Here is a 16647-nt window from a genome sequence, read left to right on the forward strand (position 1 = left end):
ACGCCACACGTGCCCATCCAGTTACTCTGAAGCACACCGCTCAGGCTTTGTTCTGGCATCGGTTGAATGCTTCGAGCAACACCTGTAAATTGGCCGCGTCGCCGTGCTCCGGACAGCGCAATAAACTATTATTTGGCGTGGGATCCTGCTGCCTCACCACCTTACGGGCGGGACTGCAAGCCGCGTGGTGGTTGTCGGCGTGATCGCAAACTTGGCAAAAATGTTCGCCGGGTTTGCTACGTTCGTTTGAATAGCCGGCCGTCGCTAGTCGGCCAAAGGGTCAATAATGGGCTTGCTACAAAGATTGAGGAATAGGTTCCAATGATTACGCCCCATAAGAGCGCCAATGAGAAGTCGTGGAGGACTTCCCCGCCACCCACGGTCAAGGGGATTAGAACAAGCACCACTGTTAAACTCGTGACAATGGTTCGGCTGAGCACTTGGTTAATGGCGGTGTTAATGACAGTGGCAATTTGATCGCGCCGGCGCGTCTTTAAATTCTCTCGGATGCGATCGAACACCACCACCGTATCGGTCAATGAATAGCCCGCCAGCGTCAACAGCGCCGTCACGACCAAAAGTGTGATTTCCTTGTCCAGAATATAGAGAGTCCCAAGGACGGCAAGGACATCGTGGAATGTCGAAACGGCGGCCGCCACACCAAATCGAAGTTCAAACCGTGCCGCAATGTAGAGGATGATTCCAACGAATGAAATGAGGACCGCAATCAGCGCATCCTGCTGCAATTTCTGCCCAATCGTTGGACCGATCTCAGTGGTGGACTCAATGACAAAGCTATTATCAGGGAAGTCTTTCCGAAATGCCGTGACGATGCGATCCGCAACTTTTTCCTCGATTGTTGTACCCGCTTTCACCCGGATCAAGAGTTTATTGTCATTGACGAACTCTTGAATCTCCGCATTGACCAGCCCATGAGACTCCAACGTCGTTCTGGCCTCCTCAATCCGCATCGGCTTGTCGAACTTCAACTGCACCGCGGTGCCGCCGGCGAAGTCAATCCCGAGATTCGCATGGCCGCGACTAATTTGCACCACCGCAACAATGCCTAGTAAGACCATAATGCCGGAAAACAGAAACGCAAGATGCCGCTTGCCGATGAAATCGATATTCGTTTTCCCCAGGATTTCAAGCATGATTCTCCTAGAAAGAGTGAAGAGCGTTCACGGCTTCATCAGATACTGAGTTCGCTGATCTTTCGCCGCTGATTGATCCAGTCAAACACGGTCTTTGTGCCCATTAAGGCCGTGAAGAGATTAATAGTAATGCCGAGACACAGCGTGACGGCAAACCCCTTGATCGGTCCCGTGCCAAATAAAAACAGGGCAAGTCCTGTGATCAAGGTCGTGACGTGCGAATCGACGATCGTCAGAAACGCCTTATCATATCCGCTATCGACCGCCAGCCGAACCGGCTTGCCTTGGCGAAGCTCTTCTCGGATACGCTCGAAGATGAGCACGTTGGAATCGACTCCCATCCCGATCGTCAAGATGATGCCGGCGATGCCGGGCAATGTGAGTGTCGCGTTCAGCGCCGCCAATGCGCCAATTAGACAGATCAAGTTGAGTACCAAGGCGAAGTCTGCAATCACTCCCGACATCTTGTAATAGACCATCATGAAGAGGACGACCAAGATCCCGGCAAACAGCGTGGCGTGGACGCCCTTTTGGATGGAATCCTGTCCGAGGGTCGGACCGACCGTCAGATCCTGGATGATTTTGAGCGGCGCCGGGAGCGCGCCGGCCCTGAGCACAATGGCAAGATCGTTGGCCTCCTGGGTCGTAAAGGTGCCGGTGATTTGAGCGCGGCCTCCGCTGATCCGTTCATTGATGACCGGAGCGGAATAGATCGTATTGTCCAGCACGATGGCCATGCGCTTCTTCACATTCTCCCCGGTAATTCGATCGAATTCCCGGGCGCCTTTGGCATCGAACGTCACCGACACATAGGGTTCATTGAATTGACCGATGGAGACCCGCGCATCACTAAGCACATCGCCCGTCAGCATCACGCGCTTCTTCACCAGATACGGAATGCGAGACTCGCGTCCGGTGTCCTTTTCAACCACCTTTTCGAATAAAATCTGGTCGCCTTCGGGAAGCTTGCCTTCAAACTGTTTCACAACTTCTTCTTCTTTTCCCTTGGGAACACGCTGAGGAAGGTCCATTGCGAGTTTGCTGGCTTCGTCGAGAAGCTTGAATTCCAGGAGAGCCGTTTCCTTGATGAGATCCTTCGCCCGCTTCGGTTCTCTGATACCAGGAAGCTGGACCACGATCTGTTTCAAGCCTTGCCGTTGAATGAGCGGCTCGGCGACGCCGAACTGGTCGATGCGGTTGCGAATGGTTTCTAAAGCCTGGTTAATGGCCGAATCTTTAATGCGCTTGATTTCCGCCTCTTTAAGCTCATAGACACTCGTCGTAGATGTTCCCTGCGATTCCACCTCGATCAATGATGGAAAGTCCTCCATCACCTTCTGTATCTGGGCCTTTAATTCGGCGTTTTGGAAGGTCAGCGTGACCTGGGCAGATGCGGTCCGCTTCACCGACTCGACCGGGATCTTCTTCTCGATCAACAGATCTTGAATCGCATTGACCGATCGATCCACCGCAATTTCGACGGCCCGCTCTTCTTCCACTTCAAGCACGAGGTGAATGCCGCCTTGTAAGTCCAAGCCCAGCGTAATCCCTTTGTTCGGCAGCACCGACTTCAACCAACCCGGCAGCGGTTGATAAAGGGCAGGGACCGAAGGAATAAAAAATACGAGCGAGACGACGATGACCAGGCCCAATAACGCAAACCGCCCCCCGACTTTTTTCATCCTTGCTTCAACCTTTCTCCATCCCTATAGCTTCCGAATGACTTGCATTCTGGTACGGGGACGACTGGGTTGCCCTCACTGCCCGCATGCAGCGAGCACATTCTTATCGTGCGCGCTCTGCGAGCATAGGGACGGTCCAGTCGTGCCCCTCCCTCCCTACTCTTCTTCATCGCCGCGCACTCGCGAAATGTGGTCCCGCTGAACTTTGACTTTTGTATTATCCGCGATCTGCACCGTCACGGTGTCTTTTCCCAAATTCGTGATGGTCCCCCAAATACCGGATGAGGTGACGACCTTGTCGCCTTTTTTAAGCGCCTCCAGCATGGCCTTGAGCTTTTTCTGCCGTTTCTGTTGCGGCAAGATTAACAAGAAATAAAAAATGACGAAGATCAGGATGAACGGAAGGAAAGAAAGGAGAGTGCTCCCGCTGCTTCCCGAACCTGCCCCTTGCGCCCACGCAACCGACATGATGGTCATCACAACCGAACCTCCTCGGATCTGGCCTGCAGCAAAGCTGAGGCCTCCTTCTCATCTGCATTGTTCATTCGGCGAGCATAAAAGGCCGACCGGAAGTCGGCAAACGTCCCCTCCGCAATCGCCGCCCGGATGCCCCTCATCAGCTCGGCAAAATAATACAAGTTGTGCAAGGTATTGAGTCGCACTCCCAGCATTTCCTTGCTGAGAAAAAGATGGTGGAGATAGGCGCGGGAGTACCGTGCACACACCCGACAGGCACAAGAAGGATCGATCGGTTGTTCATTTCGAGCATATTGCGCATGCTTGATGACAAGCCGCCCCGTAGACGTAAATAAGGAGCCCGTTCGGCCATGCCGGGTCGGGACGACGCAATCAAACATATCGACACCCCGCGCCACGCCTTCCACTAAATCCTCCGGCATCCCGACTCCCATCAAATAGTGGGGTCGCTCGCTCGGCAAAAGGGGAACGCTGGCATCCAACATGCCGTACATGACCGATTTCTCTTCCCCGACCGATAAACCGCCGATCGCATAGCCGTCAAATCCAATGTCGACGATCCCGGCTGCAGCTTGCGCGCGTAGTGCAGCATCATGCCCGCCTTGGACAATGCCAAAGAGAGCCTGATCGGTTCGGCGTCTTGCCGCCTGACACCGAACCGCCCACCGCTGCGTGCGCTCCAGGGCATCCTCGATCCGTTCACGGGAGGAGGGGAGCGCCACGCATTCGTCGAAGGCCATCATGATGTCAGCCCCGAGCGCTTCCTGGATCTCAATGGCTCGTTCCGGGGTAATATGATGCAACGATCCATCCAGATGAGATTGGAAGGTCACACCTTCGTCGGTCACCTTGCACAACTTCGACAAACTGAAGACTTGAAATCCACCACTGTCCGTCAGAATGGCGCCAGGCCATGACGTGAAGGTATGCAAGCCGCCCATAGTCGCCACAACCTCGTGGCCGGGCCGCAAATAGAGGTGATAGGCATTGTTTAAGATCAATCCATAGCCAAGACCACGCAAATCATCTGCTTCGATGCCTTTCACCGCCCCCAGAGAGCCGACCGGCATAAACGCCGGCGTCTCAATTGTGCCGTGGGCTGTTGTCAGCGTACCTAATCGCGCCGCGCCACCCAGATCCGTCTTTCGAACGATAAATTCGATCATCGCGTCTCGTTACATACGATCGGGAGCCGAAATTCCCAATAACCTTAACCCGTTCCTAATGACCTGTTGCACCTGCCGCATCATCACCAACCGCGCAGCTGTCAGTTCCGGCGTGATGGACTCTCGCTGTTTGACGACCCGCTCGCCGGCCGACACAAATTGCTCGTCAACCACTTCACTCTCACCCATCACGGGCATAATACGGTGCTTGTAATAAAATGTATGCAGCAATCCCGCAAGCTCTTGCAAATAGAACGTGACTCGATGCGGCTCGAGTGCCGCCGCGCTGCCACGAACAACCGACGGATAATCAGAAAGCTTACGGATAAGGCTGAGTTCATCCGGATCCGTCAGCAGGTCAAGACTGGCTTCCTGTGGCTGGGGCACCGGAATCCCACGTTCCTCGGCAATCCGAAAGACGCTCGAGAGACGCGCATGCGCATACTGCACATAGTAAACTGGATTTTCAGCTGACTGCCGCTTAGCCAGATCCAAATCAAAATCAAGATGGCTATCGGACCGGCGCATGAGAAAGAAAAACTTCGCAGCATCAGCCCCTACTTCGTCCATCACCTCTCGCATGGTAATGAATTCGCCGGCTCGCTTGGACATTTCCACTTTGTTGCCGCCTCGCAGCAAATTCACCATCTGAACCAAGACGACCCGCAGCCGCTCCTTGGGATGCCCGTAGGCTTGGACAGACGCCTCCATTCGACCGATATACCCATGATGGTCGGCACCCCACACATCGACGAGCAGGTCATAGCCGCGCATGAGCTTGTCACGATGATAGGCAATGTCAGAGGCGAGGTATGTCCACTCTCCTTCTTGTTTGCGAACGACGCGATCCTTATCATCGCCAAATGCCGACGAGCGAAACCACAAGGCGCCTTCTTCTTCAAACAACAATCCGCGCGTACGGAGTTCGTCCAGCACTCGTTCCACCAATCCTGTATTCACCAGCGAGGCTTCACTGAACCATGAGTCCAAGGTCACCCCGAATCGTGCGAGGTCCTCTCGGATCAGCTGTAACAAGTTCTCGCCGGCCAGCTCGCGACACCGCTCCTCGGCCTGTTCTGTCGGCAGATCAAGCAAGGCCGGGCCCAGTTGCTCTTGTATACGCTCGGCTACTTGTACGATATAGGATCCGCGATACCCGTCTTCCGGGAATGTCACGGTACGTCCATGCCGTTCCAGGTATCGCGCATACACTGAGACACCGAGCAGTTTCATCTGCCGCCCCGCATCGTTGACATAGTATTCCGTCACCACGTCATAGCCGGCTACCCGAAGCAAATTTGAAAGCGCCTGTCCGACTGCAGCGCCTCGTCCATGTCCCACATGCAGAGGCCCGGTCGGGTTGGCACTGACGTATTCCACCAGTACCCGGCGACCTTGTCCAAGATCACATCGACCATAGGCCTCACCCTGTACAGCGATCTCCATGAGGACTTGGAGCCATAGATCCTGCTTGATCGTCATATTCAAAAAGCCGGGACGTGCAATCTCGACTCGTTCGAAAATGGCAGTGTGTGGGCGTAGGTGGTCGAGAATGATTTGTGCCACATCATAGGGCGGACGCTTTTCAGCCGAAGCCAGGGTCATCGCCACCGTCGTGGCAAGGTCGCCCCATTCAGATCGCTTCGGTAAGTCCAATGACACGGTGGGGAAAGGCTCAATTGTCAGTTGACCCTTTTGTTTCGCTCGTTGCAGGGCATCCTGGATTGCTCCCGCCACCTTTTCTCGGACTAAATCCTGAGCCACCAATCTCTCCTAACTCCTTAAGATGCCATCGAAAAATAGCAGGGGACTTTAGCACAACTCCGCGTGGGAGAACAAGACAAGCAGGCTCAAGAGGCTGCTGGTTGTATACCACTCCGGCACATCGGAGGGCAGGCTGAAAGGACCTGTTCAAGAGTGATCTGTAGGCAGAGTTTTTCAGCACATCCGCGGACTGCCTCCCATCCTTGACAATGACACGATGCTCCGGTCACTACGGTGACATGAGACCCGCGTGGAGCCCACCGAATTGGATCGGTCGGCCCAAACAGCGCCACCGTAGGCACTTGAAGGCAGGCGGCCAGATGAGTCAGCCCGGAATCATGCCCAATGAAACAATCCGCATGAGCGATGACGCCGGCCATCCTGACAAGATCGAGATTGTGCATCACCCGAAATGGTTCACAACAACTGCGGCGAAGGGCGGTCACCTGATCCACGTCCGCGGGTCCACCGACAACCAGAGGCAGAATTCCATTGCTGCGGTACTGTCTATAAAGATCTGTCAACAACTGTGGGTCTACGCATTTGTGGCGGCTTCCACTGCCAGGATGAATAATCACCAACGGCCGAGAGGGCAACATTCGAATGGAGGTTAACCGCGTGGCCGCATCCTGAATCGTATCGGGAGGCAGTTGGACAGTTGTGCTGTGAGAATGCAGCGAGACCACCGATTTGATGGTCTCTAGAAAGCGATCAACTTGATGTACCGACCGGTATTCGACCGCGTGCGGTGAACTCACAAGAATATGAGCGATCCGGAATTGACGGAGTGCTGCTTCGAGATCGTGGCCTGGGTCTGCAACCCACGCCGCCGCCACATCACAGCTAAGAAGCCATTGTTTTATCTCGGGATCAATTGAGCCCACGCCAGCGAACATATTCGCCAACGACGGACCTTCAAGCGCAAAGGCCTTGTGCACTTCTCCTGTGGTCAAGAGCAGTCGGCTGACCTCCACTTGTGCCATGAGACCCAAGACATGATCAGGAAACGAGGCACGGAAAGCCCGGATGGCTGGAAGAGCGAGTAACACGTCGCCTAGCGAACCAGGATGGAGAATAAATAGTGTCCGCGGCATACTATCAAGAGTCCTCACCCTGCCTTACACCGTGCTCGACAAGGATCCTGGCCAGCTCCACATCCTCCGGGGTATTCAGGTTCAGAAAGGACAAGAGCTGCGCATCAAACGTTGTCAAAACTTCCTCCGGCACTAATTGAATCCTTAGTTCGTGACTTTCGAGCACTCCCTGGATGGACAGGTTGTTCATCAACATCATTCGCTTAAAATAAGGGAGACACGCTTTCGAGTACACGGCATGCATCGGCTGTAACCCGCTCGCGAGTTTGGGCATGATCACATCGTCATCACAACACTGAAGTAAATGGTCGATGACTGTTGGATTCAGAAAGGGCATGTCACAGGCCGCCGCGAAGATTCGTGGATAACTCGCTACAGACAGTCCCGTATAGAGTCCACCAAGAGTGGCACAGTTTGGGATCAAATCCGTAACGATGGGATGCCCGATATCACCCAGTTCCGGGATCGGCTCCGCGACAACGACGATGATCTCAGAAAAGAGGCGTTCGTAGACTGAGAGGGCTCTCCGAAGTAACGTTTCGCCTCGCAATTTGAGAAAACGCTTATCGGTGCCCATCCGACGACTCTTGCCGCCGGCCAACAAGACGCCCGTCACATTATCGATATGCTTGCGTGTAGAATCCATGTGTTCCAACAAAGAAAAAGGGGGAGTGGGAACCCCCCACTCCCCCCTTTTCGTCAACGCGAACGACGCTCAGCGAATAGTAGATTTTTGCTTTCTCTTATTCGCCCGGCGCGTCAACACCCACCCTTCCAAGATCACGATTCCAACCGCAATCAACGTTGGATAGATGTAGGTCTCTTTCGGAATCGGCGGTTCCAGGATGGTGTAATAGAACGCCGAGACGGACATCTTTCGACCGATGTCGCCATTGTGCCCATCCCATGCGAAGAACACCGTGGGGATATATTTCCCTACTTCAAAATAGGCGTCTTCATCGTAGTCGCCCTTCCTCGGTCGGCTGACCATCAATGTCCAGCGACCGTCCTTCCATTCTGACTTCAGAACCTTCATCTTCTCGGTGAAGTCATCACGGTCCTCAAAGTCCTTATCCCATCCCGTCCCGGTGAAGGCCCGTATGGAACCATCGGCCTCCCATTTCATAATATCGACCGGGTACTTTTCATCACCCCAGAAGTAACGTGGCTTCTCCGGCGGAGGAAGCTCCTGCCACTTGACCGGGAACTGAATAGCAAGCGCATCATTGTAGACGTTATACTTCATTTGATTGGCCGCAATGGAGCCCTCCTCACCGGTCTTTGGATCCTGCTCCTTTACGCCATACGCTTCCAGATTCACTTCCGTCGGCTGGAATTTTGGCTTCTCAGTGGCCACGCTCTTCGACCGATCGTCCCACTGGATCATAAAGACAATTTCTTTCTCGTTGTAGAGAGACTTCACCCAGAGGTCATCGATCCGTGTGACGAAATTACGTGGCTTATGCGTGATTTGGCCACCGAGTGCGACGATACGACGCTCACGCTTTTGCCACATTTCATTTTCGGGGTCGTCCGAAATATCCCCTTCGACGGGGCCTGACCGCATTACGAAATTAATCTTCGGCTTGTCCGTCAGCGGGTCAATCGGAAGTGGTTCACCATTTGCGTCCCGCTCACACAGTGAATTCACGAAATTGGCGATATGCCAACGTTCTTCAATGGTGGTATTGTCGGCAAACGACGGCATGGGAGTTCCGTTGACGCCCGTTGAGAAGGTGCGGAAGATGTTCTTTACATTATACGGATCTCGACGGCTGCCTCTGAAATTCCAACACTTGTGCCAATTGGCCGGCTGGATCGGAAATCCCCAATCGTCTTTCAGATTGAAAGCGTTTCCATCGCCGCGGCCATTCACACCGTGGCACTCAATACACTTTTTATCGACAATCAGTTGAGCGCCCTTTTCGAGACTCTCCTTGCTAGCAGCAATCGGCTTGATGGTATCAAGCTGGAGAATGGTCTGCGTTTCAGTCGCCTTGTCATCAAACTTTCGTTCCTTGACCAACTGCGTCGTCACGAACGCAAGAACTTGCAGCCGTTGCTCATCCGTGAGGATACCGTCCCACGAAGGCATCGCTGATCCCGGCAATCCGTGGGTGACGGTCTCGAAGAGATCGTTCTGGCCAGGAATCGGCTTCTTCGCATCGAAGAGCGGCAGTTCACCACTCGCCGTGTGTCGAATTTTGAACGTGCCTTGGTTAAAGTTTCTTGGCCTTGGCCAGAGACGATCGGCCGCTGGACCGTCACCAGCTCCCTCCACGCCATGGCACCAGACGCACTTTGTAAAATACACCCGCTTCCCAGCCTCGATCATATCGGCTGGAGGCAGCGGGGATAGTTCACCCTTTTTGAATCCTTCCGGGACAGCTTCCTGCGCAAAGATCGAAACCCCTGCGCTTCCGGAGATCATGACGACCCCCAAAGCGACCGCTGGAAGGATCATTACTTTACTCATAAACCGAAGTTGCCTCATAGGTGTACCCCTTGACCCAACATAGATGTCCTGTGAGATTAGTCCCAAGTCCTTGGATAATATCCGGTGTGCCAATATTCGAATAAGATGACTTTCCAGATTTCATCGGTCGTGAGATGCTGCTCCCAGGGCGGCATGACTGAAGCCCACGGGAACCCTTCACGAGGTAACCCAATGCCCCCCTTCGAGACTCGCCAAAAAATGAACGTCTCCTGCAACTGAGCTATAGTTCCCGGATCGGTAAAATTCGCTGGAATTGGATTAAAAGCAAAAGCATGAAGCCCGCGACCATTCAGGTTGTCTCCGTGGCAGAAGTGACAATTCTGAAAGAAGATCTCGCCACCTTCTCGCACATACTTGAGATACCCAGAAGCTTTTTCATCCCAGGGATTCGCTTCGGGCTTCATGAGACGGCCCATGCCCTGCTCTACGATGTTCGCATTCGAATATTCCTGATCGTACTTACCTTCAGGATTGACACGGTATGGGTTCTGCGAGGTCTGAAGCACAAAGGTTTTACCGTGAACCTTAGTGCTTGCCGGCGGGGCAGGGTGCACCGTCCGCAACTCAATGGGCTCATCGAGGTTCGGCAGGAACGAGGTATATGCAAAACCCCAGAAAATGATCGGCAACAAAACAAGGTATGCCACACGCAGAAACTTGTGAAACGGCGTGACGGCGTCCAGCACATTCATGATCGGCTGCTTAAATTTCCGCCAATCTTCCTCGTTGCTGGACATCCACATGAAGACAGCAATGAGCGAGACAGTCCCATACATCGCACGCACGCTAAATGGGATCGGCGGATAAATTCTGTACTTCAGATACAGAAGAATGAAGACCCAAAACAAAATGCCCTGCCAGAATCGGGGCAGCGCAATTCCGCTTTTACTCAGCAGATAACTAAGGCCCGCGAAAACTGCCACGCAGAGAGCAAGCTCAAAGAGCATCTGCATGGGCATAAAACCTTCAACTAACTTCAGGGATGTCATGTCTGAACTCTCCTTGTTATTGCGTATCGACTCCCTAAACTGGCGTCAGATCTTGGGTGGTGCCTTCCCCTCTTCCACTTGAGAGAGGTAATCCACGATCTTATTGAGAGCACCGGCGCTTAGCTTTTGTCCAAAGATCTTCGGCATCGTGTTATCCGGAAACCCTTTGACGACGTATGCGCTCGGTGAGATCACTGATTCGGTAATATATTCACGAACAGATTTTGCAGCGCCCTTATAAGCTGGATCCTTCAGACGTCCAGGTGCGTTTGTCTTTTCCACTAACTTTGGCCCAATGGTACCTATCGCGCCGGCAATGCCGGGAATGTTGTGGCACGCAACGCATTGCGCCTTTTGGAAGATCTGATCGACTGGCTCCGATCCATCCGCCAACAGGTCTCCACCACCAGCCTTTTTCTTCCCATCATCCTCAGCCTGTTTTGGCCGATCTGATTCAGGAATGAATTTTTCGTAAGACTTGATGATTTCCTCATAGGATGGCGCTTCTTTCCCCTCGCGGACATACATCCAGGTATCAACAGCAGCCAACTCACCAAGCGCTAACGATATCGGTGGCTTATGAATCGCCGGCATGGGACTTTGCTTATCATTGGTGCCCTTCACGCCAAAGCCATCAACGACAAAGCAACTGGGACATGCATGAGATTCAGCGATGTATTCCTGCCCGTTCTCCGCGGTCCCTGACCCTGGAAATGCTTCCTTCTGCTCTGTATCTCGATCGCCGGCCTTACCCTTGTGATACCTGGGCTCATCAAGCCTGGTCTTGGCCCTATCGGGAATGCCGAACAGATTTGGTGCACGCTCACTTAGAAAGCCCTGGTTAAAACCATGACACAACGGACACTGGCCTTTTCCGATGGCTCCCTGCACGGCACTTTGCCCAACCCCGCCGAAGATGATCTTTTCACCCTCGTCCGCCAACTGCTGTGGCGACATGGTTCCGAACTCAAGTTTGACTTCAGGAGGCGGGAAGCCACCTTCGACTTGCGGCAACCAATTCCCGTATCCCGAAAGCCCTGCCGCCACCAAGAACATAAAGCCGCCGATTTTGAAGAGCGCACTGACGTTGGCAAAATATAACGCCATCAAAAAAGACAAGGCCGTCACCAAAGCCAGAGACACCGGCAAAAGGCGAGAGTTCGCAAAGAAGTTGATCTTATAATTGGCGATAGCCACGAGAAGCATGAACAGGGCGATCATGCCGATAAAGGTCTTAAAAACCCGCTGACGCTTTAAGACCGGATCTGGCGTGCTGACTTGGAAGTAGATAAGGAATCCAGCCAACAATGCCAGCGCTGGCCATCCAAGGTCTAACGCTGCACCTATTAATTCCCCCACGTGAAGACCCTCCTGAGCCGCATCGCGCTCCCGCGATGCGGCCCGTTAATCAAGATGACTAAATGTTAGTGTCCTGCGGCCGGCGCCGGAGCACCTCCAGGAACCGGGACTTTCGCTCCCACAGGCGCCTTTTTCGCACCAAGCGTACCGAGCCAGAAGACAAACATGATGCTGATCCAGAAGAAGAGCACGTTAAAGGAAATCATGTTGGCGGCGAAACCCACGGTATGCGTATAGGCCCATGGTGAGTTATCGCGCATGATCTCATTGACGTGCCAGAACAAGCGAACAGAGGACCGGATATAGCCCATCAATCCCATCATCCAGGTGAACGCTGTCGCAAGCATGATGATGGCATACTGGGATCGCACAGAAATCTTTCCCCACATAATTGGGCCGATTTCCTTTGCACCCTTCAACATGCTGAGATTAAGCGCCGTCATGAAGAACAGACAGGATAGCGTTGTCGCCACCTGTGGAACGGAAAGCCCTACACGTACGTTAGCAGGTATGTAATACCCATATATCGCCAGCCAGATAATGTTGACGTAAGCCAGGAAAAAGAAACAGCCCATGAAGATATTCCCGAACTTGGCCCACGACACCGCCGGAATCTTGTTACCGCGCTGATACCAAATAAAGGTCAGCACGGTCGTCGTAATAATGACGTTGATACCGCCATTCTTGGCTGACATGACCCCGTAATTTCCTAGCACCGGGTGTTGCTGACCGCCCATTGCCTTCAATTCCGCCGGCGTCATCACCATCGTATGCGGGGTGATGAAGATCAAGAATCCACACACGAGGATGAACACGAAGTACTTGATGTACCTCTGGAAACGCTCGGCTCCACTCATACGGCCCAGCGCTTGCCACAGGTAATAATTGGTACTGAGGAAGAGGATCCCGATCATGGTTGCCTGAATAATGAAGAGCCAGGCAAGAAGTCCACCCATGAGGGTAATGCCCATTTGCTGACGATACGCATACACTTCCCGCATCAGCCAGTAGCCTGCAAAGGGAAGGGGGATCAAGAAGGCCACACCGAGCGACATGGCGATATAGCCCATCCAATCGTAGTGGGCACGCTCTTCATCGGTCTTTGCGGACAAGAACCGATACGCCGCATACGCCGCGACCACACCACCCCCGAACGCCATGTTGCCGAGGATCCGGTGCACATTCAAGGGATTCCAGAGCGCGGTGTGGAGAACATGCCAGATATTTCCCAAGTACCGGCCCTGCTCATCGACACCGGCCGGCGACATCATGAACCCGATCCACGAGTTGGCGAGAAACATCAACAACGTACCAATCACGTTCAAGATAACTGACATGCTTAAGTGAATCCACTTGAGCAAGCCCTCCTTCATCTTGTCCCACCCGTAGTAATAGATGTAGAGGGTGCCGCTCTCCGCGACGAACGTCAACGCGTAGATATGCATCACGGGACGGAAGATGCTGGACAGATAACCGAAGAAGGCCGGATAGAGGGTCAAGAAAGTGAAGATCAGAATACCACCGAGGATAGCCGTCAAGGAGTATGCGGTTAAGCTGATCTTGATGAAGTCATAAGCGAGTTGGTCATACTTCTTGGCCATCGCCTTATCCTTGGTCACGACTCCGATGAATTCGATGACCATACAGAAGATGGGCACGGCCAGAACGAAGCTTCCGTAATAGAGATGCTGCTGATTGGCAAACCAGAGAAGGACACGGCTCTCGAAATTGTAACGGGGATAGTCCTTCGGACCATCAGTCGTCTTCGGTGCCGGCGCTCCAACGACAACGCCTTCTGTTTTGTAATAGACGTCGCGGGCCTTCTCGACTTTCTTTTCTGGCTCCGCGCCATCCTTCTTGACGGCATCAGGTGGAGGGCCACCCGCACTCTCTCCGCCGCCGCTGGCTAGCGCTGGAATGGACATGACAATCGGCAACAAAAGAAGACCGATCATCGCGCTCAACGCGAGAATTGACAGCGCCTTCTTTCGGGTTACACTACCCATAACAACCTCCATAATGGTCGCGAGATGGTTCACAAGGATGCATTATTTCCTGAAGAGGTACCAATAATCGAGACCCTGCATATCCATCAAGAAATGGTTAACGAGCGTAAAGTAGGCCAGCGAAATGACCATCGAAACGACGACGTATATAATTGTCTTTCCCATCTTTACTCCTCTTTACGAATGACTGCGCGGCCGGTCGGATTACTATTCACCAGGATCAGCACGGACACTGAATACCGGCAAACCAATAAAAAAACCAGAGACTCACCGCACAGGTGACGTAAAAAATCATCTTCCCGATTTTCGTCTGCATATCATTTTGAGCTGGTGAATGGGCTACAGATTCCATCTGATCTCCCTTTGTTTGTTCAAAATATTTCGAGGGCGTGCAATCCTTGACAGGTTTTAAGAGCCTATGTTAATCCTTCAGTCACGTCGTGATTTTCTTGCCAAAGAGGTAAAAAATATGAAGAAAAACTCAAAAGTGTTCGACATTATAGTTTTGGCCGGAATGGTTGTCAATATAATTTTGGCCGTGTTTTTGATCTTGTACTATTTTGATTTCCTATGATTTTCCCTTTACTGACGCGCCTGTTCATTGCCACTGACAAGTCCACTTGACGCACACCGAAAGCCTATCGTTTCATCGCGAAAATCAGGGACCATTTTGCTACGGCTCGTAATACGCACATCGCTTCCGGTGCTCGTATACGCGCCGCCTCGCATTACTTTAAACAGGCCGTGTTCCGGCCCCTTGGGATTAGCCTCCACCGGCTCCCGATAGCTATCCTCGGCATACCAGTCCGCAACCCATTCCATGACATTTCCGGCTCCATCTAAGATGCCGAATGGACTCACGTCACGCTTCAATGACCCAACCGGGGCGGTGGCTTCGAACCCATCGTCCACACGCGCCCAATTGGCCGCATTGAGATCTTGACCATTCCCCCACGGCCAGAGTCGGCCGTCAGTTCCACGCATGGCCTTTTCCCATTCCGCTTCAGTCGGCAAACGCTTGCCCTTCCATCGACAATACGCGTCGGCGTCCTCCCATGACACGTACACCACGGGCTGGTTAAGGCCACGCATCCGTACCATATTCTTGGCATATCGCGACGGAGGACCTGGATGGCGATGGTTCGTCGCAGAGACAAAGGCCTGATAATGGCCATTCGTGACCTCATAGCGATCGATTGAAAAGGCATCGAGGTGAATCGTTCGCTCCGGCTGCTCGTCGAACCCCCCCGCATTGGTACCTTGCACAAATGAGCCGGCTGGTATTAGAACCATCTCTTCTGGGACGGCCTGTTCATTCGAGGAACTGGGAGCCGCAAAGTCTGAAGTCGGGCCCTCTTCTTGACTCGAGGCCGGAGGATCTTTTTCAAACGGGGTGAGTTTCGTACCTCGTAGAATGCCCATGATGGGCAAGCTTGCCATAAATAACACGGTCAGCCACATGGCCACTTTGAATTTGGTTTCGAGCATGTCACATTCCTATACTCATGCTCTTCGCGTTCGCCTCAGAGCGCTGGGTGTCAATTAGAATCCGCTCCGGCTGATTCTTCCGAGCTTTTGGCGCATCGAATGCCGATGGTGCTGTCAGTCCGCCACATTTTCGCTTGGAACCGCTTCGAAAGCCGTGCATTATGCTCAGTCTCTCGCCATGACCCTCCACGGATCACTTTATGCTGCCCATCATCGGGACCAAGAGGATTCCGGTACGGCGTTTTTTGATAATAGTCTTCTTTATAGGTGTCAGCGACCCATTCCGCCACGTTACCTGTCATGTCATAGACACCGTAGGGACTCCGACCCGATTCAAAAGATGCTGGAGGCGCCAGATACTTAAACCCATCCTCTTCGCCATCGACATTCGCGTTTCCTGCCCCGAATTGGTCGCCCCACGGATACCGGCGGCGCCCCTCGCCACGCCCGGCTTTTTCCCATTCGGCTTCAGTTGGTAACCGCTTTCCGGCCCAACGACAATAAGCATCAGCATCAGTCCAGGACATGCCGATCGCGGGCAACTCAGGCTTCAAAATCTTGGATTGATCATCTTCAAAGACCGGGATGAACGGCTTGCCTCGTTTGGTGGCCCTGACAAAGCGATCATACTCTCCCTGGGTGACTTCCTTTTTATCGATGTAGTAGGTCGAGAGGTACGCTTGATGCTCGGGCGCCTCGTCGGGATCTCCGTCCTTGCTCCCCATGACAAAAGGGCCTTCCGGAATCTGCACCATTTCACGCTCGTCGTCGCCGACCAGCGTTTTATAAATTGAAAAATCCCGAGGGGCAACGACCTGAGTCGGTAGGCTTTCCGTTTTGATGGACGCGGCAAGTTCGCGCAGCTGCTTCGCTTTATACGACTCATAGACCAGCCCGACAATCGTCAAAATGAAAGAAGCGAACACGAAGACGATCGAACCGATCAATACACCCTTATTTTCCATGTGCCT

General features: G+C 53.1%; 14 protein-coding genes. All 14 read right to left on the reverse strand.

The features are described from left to right. Positions 1-236: 236 nt before the first annotated feature. Complete coding sequence (gene secF, locus ACWHYZ_RS20025) at positions 237-1154, reverse strand: protein translocase subunit SecF (RefSeq protein ID WP_447984430.1); 918 nt, start codon at positions 1152-1154, stop codon at positions 237-239. A 38-nt stretch (positions 1155-1192) separates the two neighbouring features. Beyond that, a complete protein-coding gene (secD, locus tag ACWHYZ_RS20030) occupies positions 1193-2836 on the reverse strand; it encodes a protein translocase subunit SecD (RefSeq protein ID WP_447984431.1) in 1644 nt (547 codons plus the stop codon). A 156-nt stretch (positions 2837-2992) separates the two neighbouring features. After that, positions 2993-3313: a preprotein translocase subunit YajC gene (yajC, locus tag ACWHYZ_RS20035; RefSeq protein ID WP_447987622.1), complete on the reverse strand. Its 321-nt coding sequence runs from the start codon at positions 3311-3313 to the stop codon at positions 2993-2995. Continuing rightward, positions 3313-4479, reverse strand: a complete 1167-nt coding sequence (gene tgt, locus ACWHYZ_RS20040; RefSeq protein ID WP_447984432.1) for a tRNA guanosine(34) transglycosylase Tgt — start codon at positions 4477-4479, stop codon at positions 3313-3315. Before tgt ends, yajC begins: the two co-directional genes overlap by 1 nt. Before the next feature lie 9 nt (positions 4480-4488). Further along, positions 4489-6243 carry an arginine--tRNA ligase gene (argS, locus tag ACWHYZ_RS20045; protein WP_447984433.1) on the reverse strand — a complete coding sequence of 585 codons (1755 nt, stop codon included), beginning with the start codon at positions 6241-6243 and terminating at the stop codon, positions 4489-4491. Positions 6244-6329: 86 nt separating this feature from the next. Continuing rightward, complete coding sequence (locus ACWHYZ_RS20050) at positions 6330-7337, reverse strand: glycosyltransferase family 9 protein (protein ID WP_447984434.1); 1008 nt, start codon at positions 7335-7337, stop codon at positions 6330-6332. Between the two features lie 4 nt (positions 7338-7341). Next, positions 7342-7983: a molybdenum cofactor guanylyltransferase gene (gene mobA / locus ACWHYZ_RS20055; protein WP_447984435.1), complete on the reverse strand. Its 642-nt coding sequence runs from the start codon at positions 7981-7983 to the stop codon at positions 7342-7344. A 69-nt stretch (positions 7984-8052) separates the two neighbouring features. Then, entirely contained in the window at positions 8053-9813 is a 1761-nt protein-coding gene (locus ACWHYZ_RS20060; protein ID WP_447984436.1) for a c-type cytochrome, read from the reverse strand. Between the two features lie 56 nt (positions 9814-9869). Beyond that, positions 9870-10823, reverse strand: a complete 954-nt coding sequence (locus ACWHYZ_RS20065; RefSeq protein WP_447984437.1) for a c-type cytochrome — start codon at positions 10821-10823, stop codon at positions 9870-9872. Positions 10824-10868: 45 nt separating this feature from the next. Then, positions 10869-12182 carry a nitric oxide reductase gene (locus ACWHYZ_RS20070; RefSeq protein ID WP_447984438.1) on the reverse strand — a complete coding sequence of 438 codons (1314 nt, stop codon included), beginning with the start codon at positions 12180-12182 and terminating at the stop codon, positions 10869-10871. Positions 12183-12247: 65 nt separating this feature from the next. Continuing rightward, complete coding sequence (locus tag ACWHYZ_RS20075; RefSeq protein ID WP_447984439.1) at positions 12248-14188, reverse strand: cytochrome ubiquinol oxidase subunit I; 1941 nt, start codon at positions 14186-14188, stop codon at positions 12248-12250. 42 nt (positions 14189-14230) lie between these two features. After that, a complete protein-coding gene (locus tag ACWHYZ_RS20080) occupies positions 14231-14353 on the reverse strand; it encodes a hypothetical protein (protein WP_447984440.1) in 123 nt (40 codons plus the stop codon). 417 nt (positions 14354-14770) lie between these two features. Continuing rightward, a complete protein-coding gene (locus ACWHYZ_RS20085) occupies positions 14771-15676 on the reverse strand; it encodes a formylglycine-generating enzyme family protein (protein ID WP_447984441.1) in 906 nt (301 codons plus the stop codon). A gap of 50 nt (positions 15677-15726) precedes the next feature. Then, entirely contained in the window at positions 15727-16641 is a 915-nt protein-coding gene (locus tag ACWHYZ_RS20090; protein ID WP_447984442.1) for a formylglycine-generating enzyme family protein, read from the reverse strand. Positions 16642-16647 lie beyond the last annotated feature (6 nt).

This window comes from Nitrospira sp. Nam74 (assembly GCF_965152615.1).

Coding starts and splice junctions, on each gene's coding strand:
- secF (WP_447984430.1), bottom strand. CDS start 1,154: ATGCTTGAAATCCTGGGGAAAACGAATATCGATTTCATCGGCAAGCGG.
- secD (WP_447984431.1), bottom strand. CDS start 2,836: ATGAAAAAAGTCGGGGGGCGGTTTGCGTTATTGGGCCTGGTCATCGTC.
- yajC (WP_447987622.1), bottom strand. CDS start 3,313: ATGACCATCATGTCGGTTGCGTGGGCGCAAGGGGCAGGTTCGGGAAGC.
- tgt (WP_447984432.1), bottom strand. CDS start 4,479: ATGATCGAATTTATCGTTCGAAAGACGGATCTGGGTGGCGCGGCGCGA.
- ACWHYZ_RS20050 (WP_447984434.1), bottom strand. CDS start 7,337: ATGCCGCGGACACTATTTATTCTCCATCCTGGTTCGCTAGGCGACGTG.
- mobA (WP_447984435.1), bottom strand. CDS start 7,983: ATGGATTCTACACGCAAGCATATCGATAATGTGACGGGCGTCTTGTTG.
- ACWHYZ_RS20060 (WP_447984436.1), bottom strand. CDS start 9,813: ATGAGTAAAGTAATGATCCTTCCAGCGGTCGCTTTGGGGGTCGTCATG.
- ACWHYZ_RS20065 (WP_447984437.1), bottom strand. CDS start 10,823: ATGACATCCCTGAAGTTAGTTGAAGGTTTTATGCCCATGCAGATGCTC.
- ACWHYZ_RS20075 (WP_447984439.1), bottom strand. CDS start 14,188: ATGGGTAGTGTAACCCGAAAGAAGGCGCTGTCAATTCTCGCGTTGAGC.
- ACWHYZ_RS20080 (WP_447984440.1), bottom strand. CDS start 14,353: ATGGGAAAGACAATTATATACGTCGTCGTTTCGATGGTCATTTCGCTG.
- ACWHYZ_RS20085 (WP_447984441.1), bottom strand. CDS start 15,676: ATGCTCGAAACCAAATTCAAAGTGGCCATGTGGCTGACCGTGTTATTT.
- ACWHYZ_RS20090 (WP_447984442.1), bottom strand. CDS start 16,641: ATGGAAAATAAGGGTGTATTGATCGGTTCGATCGTCTTCGTGTTCGCT.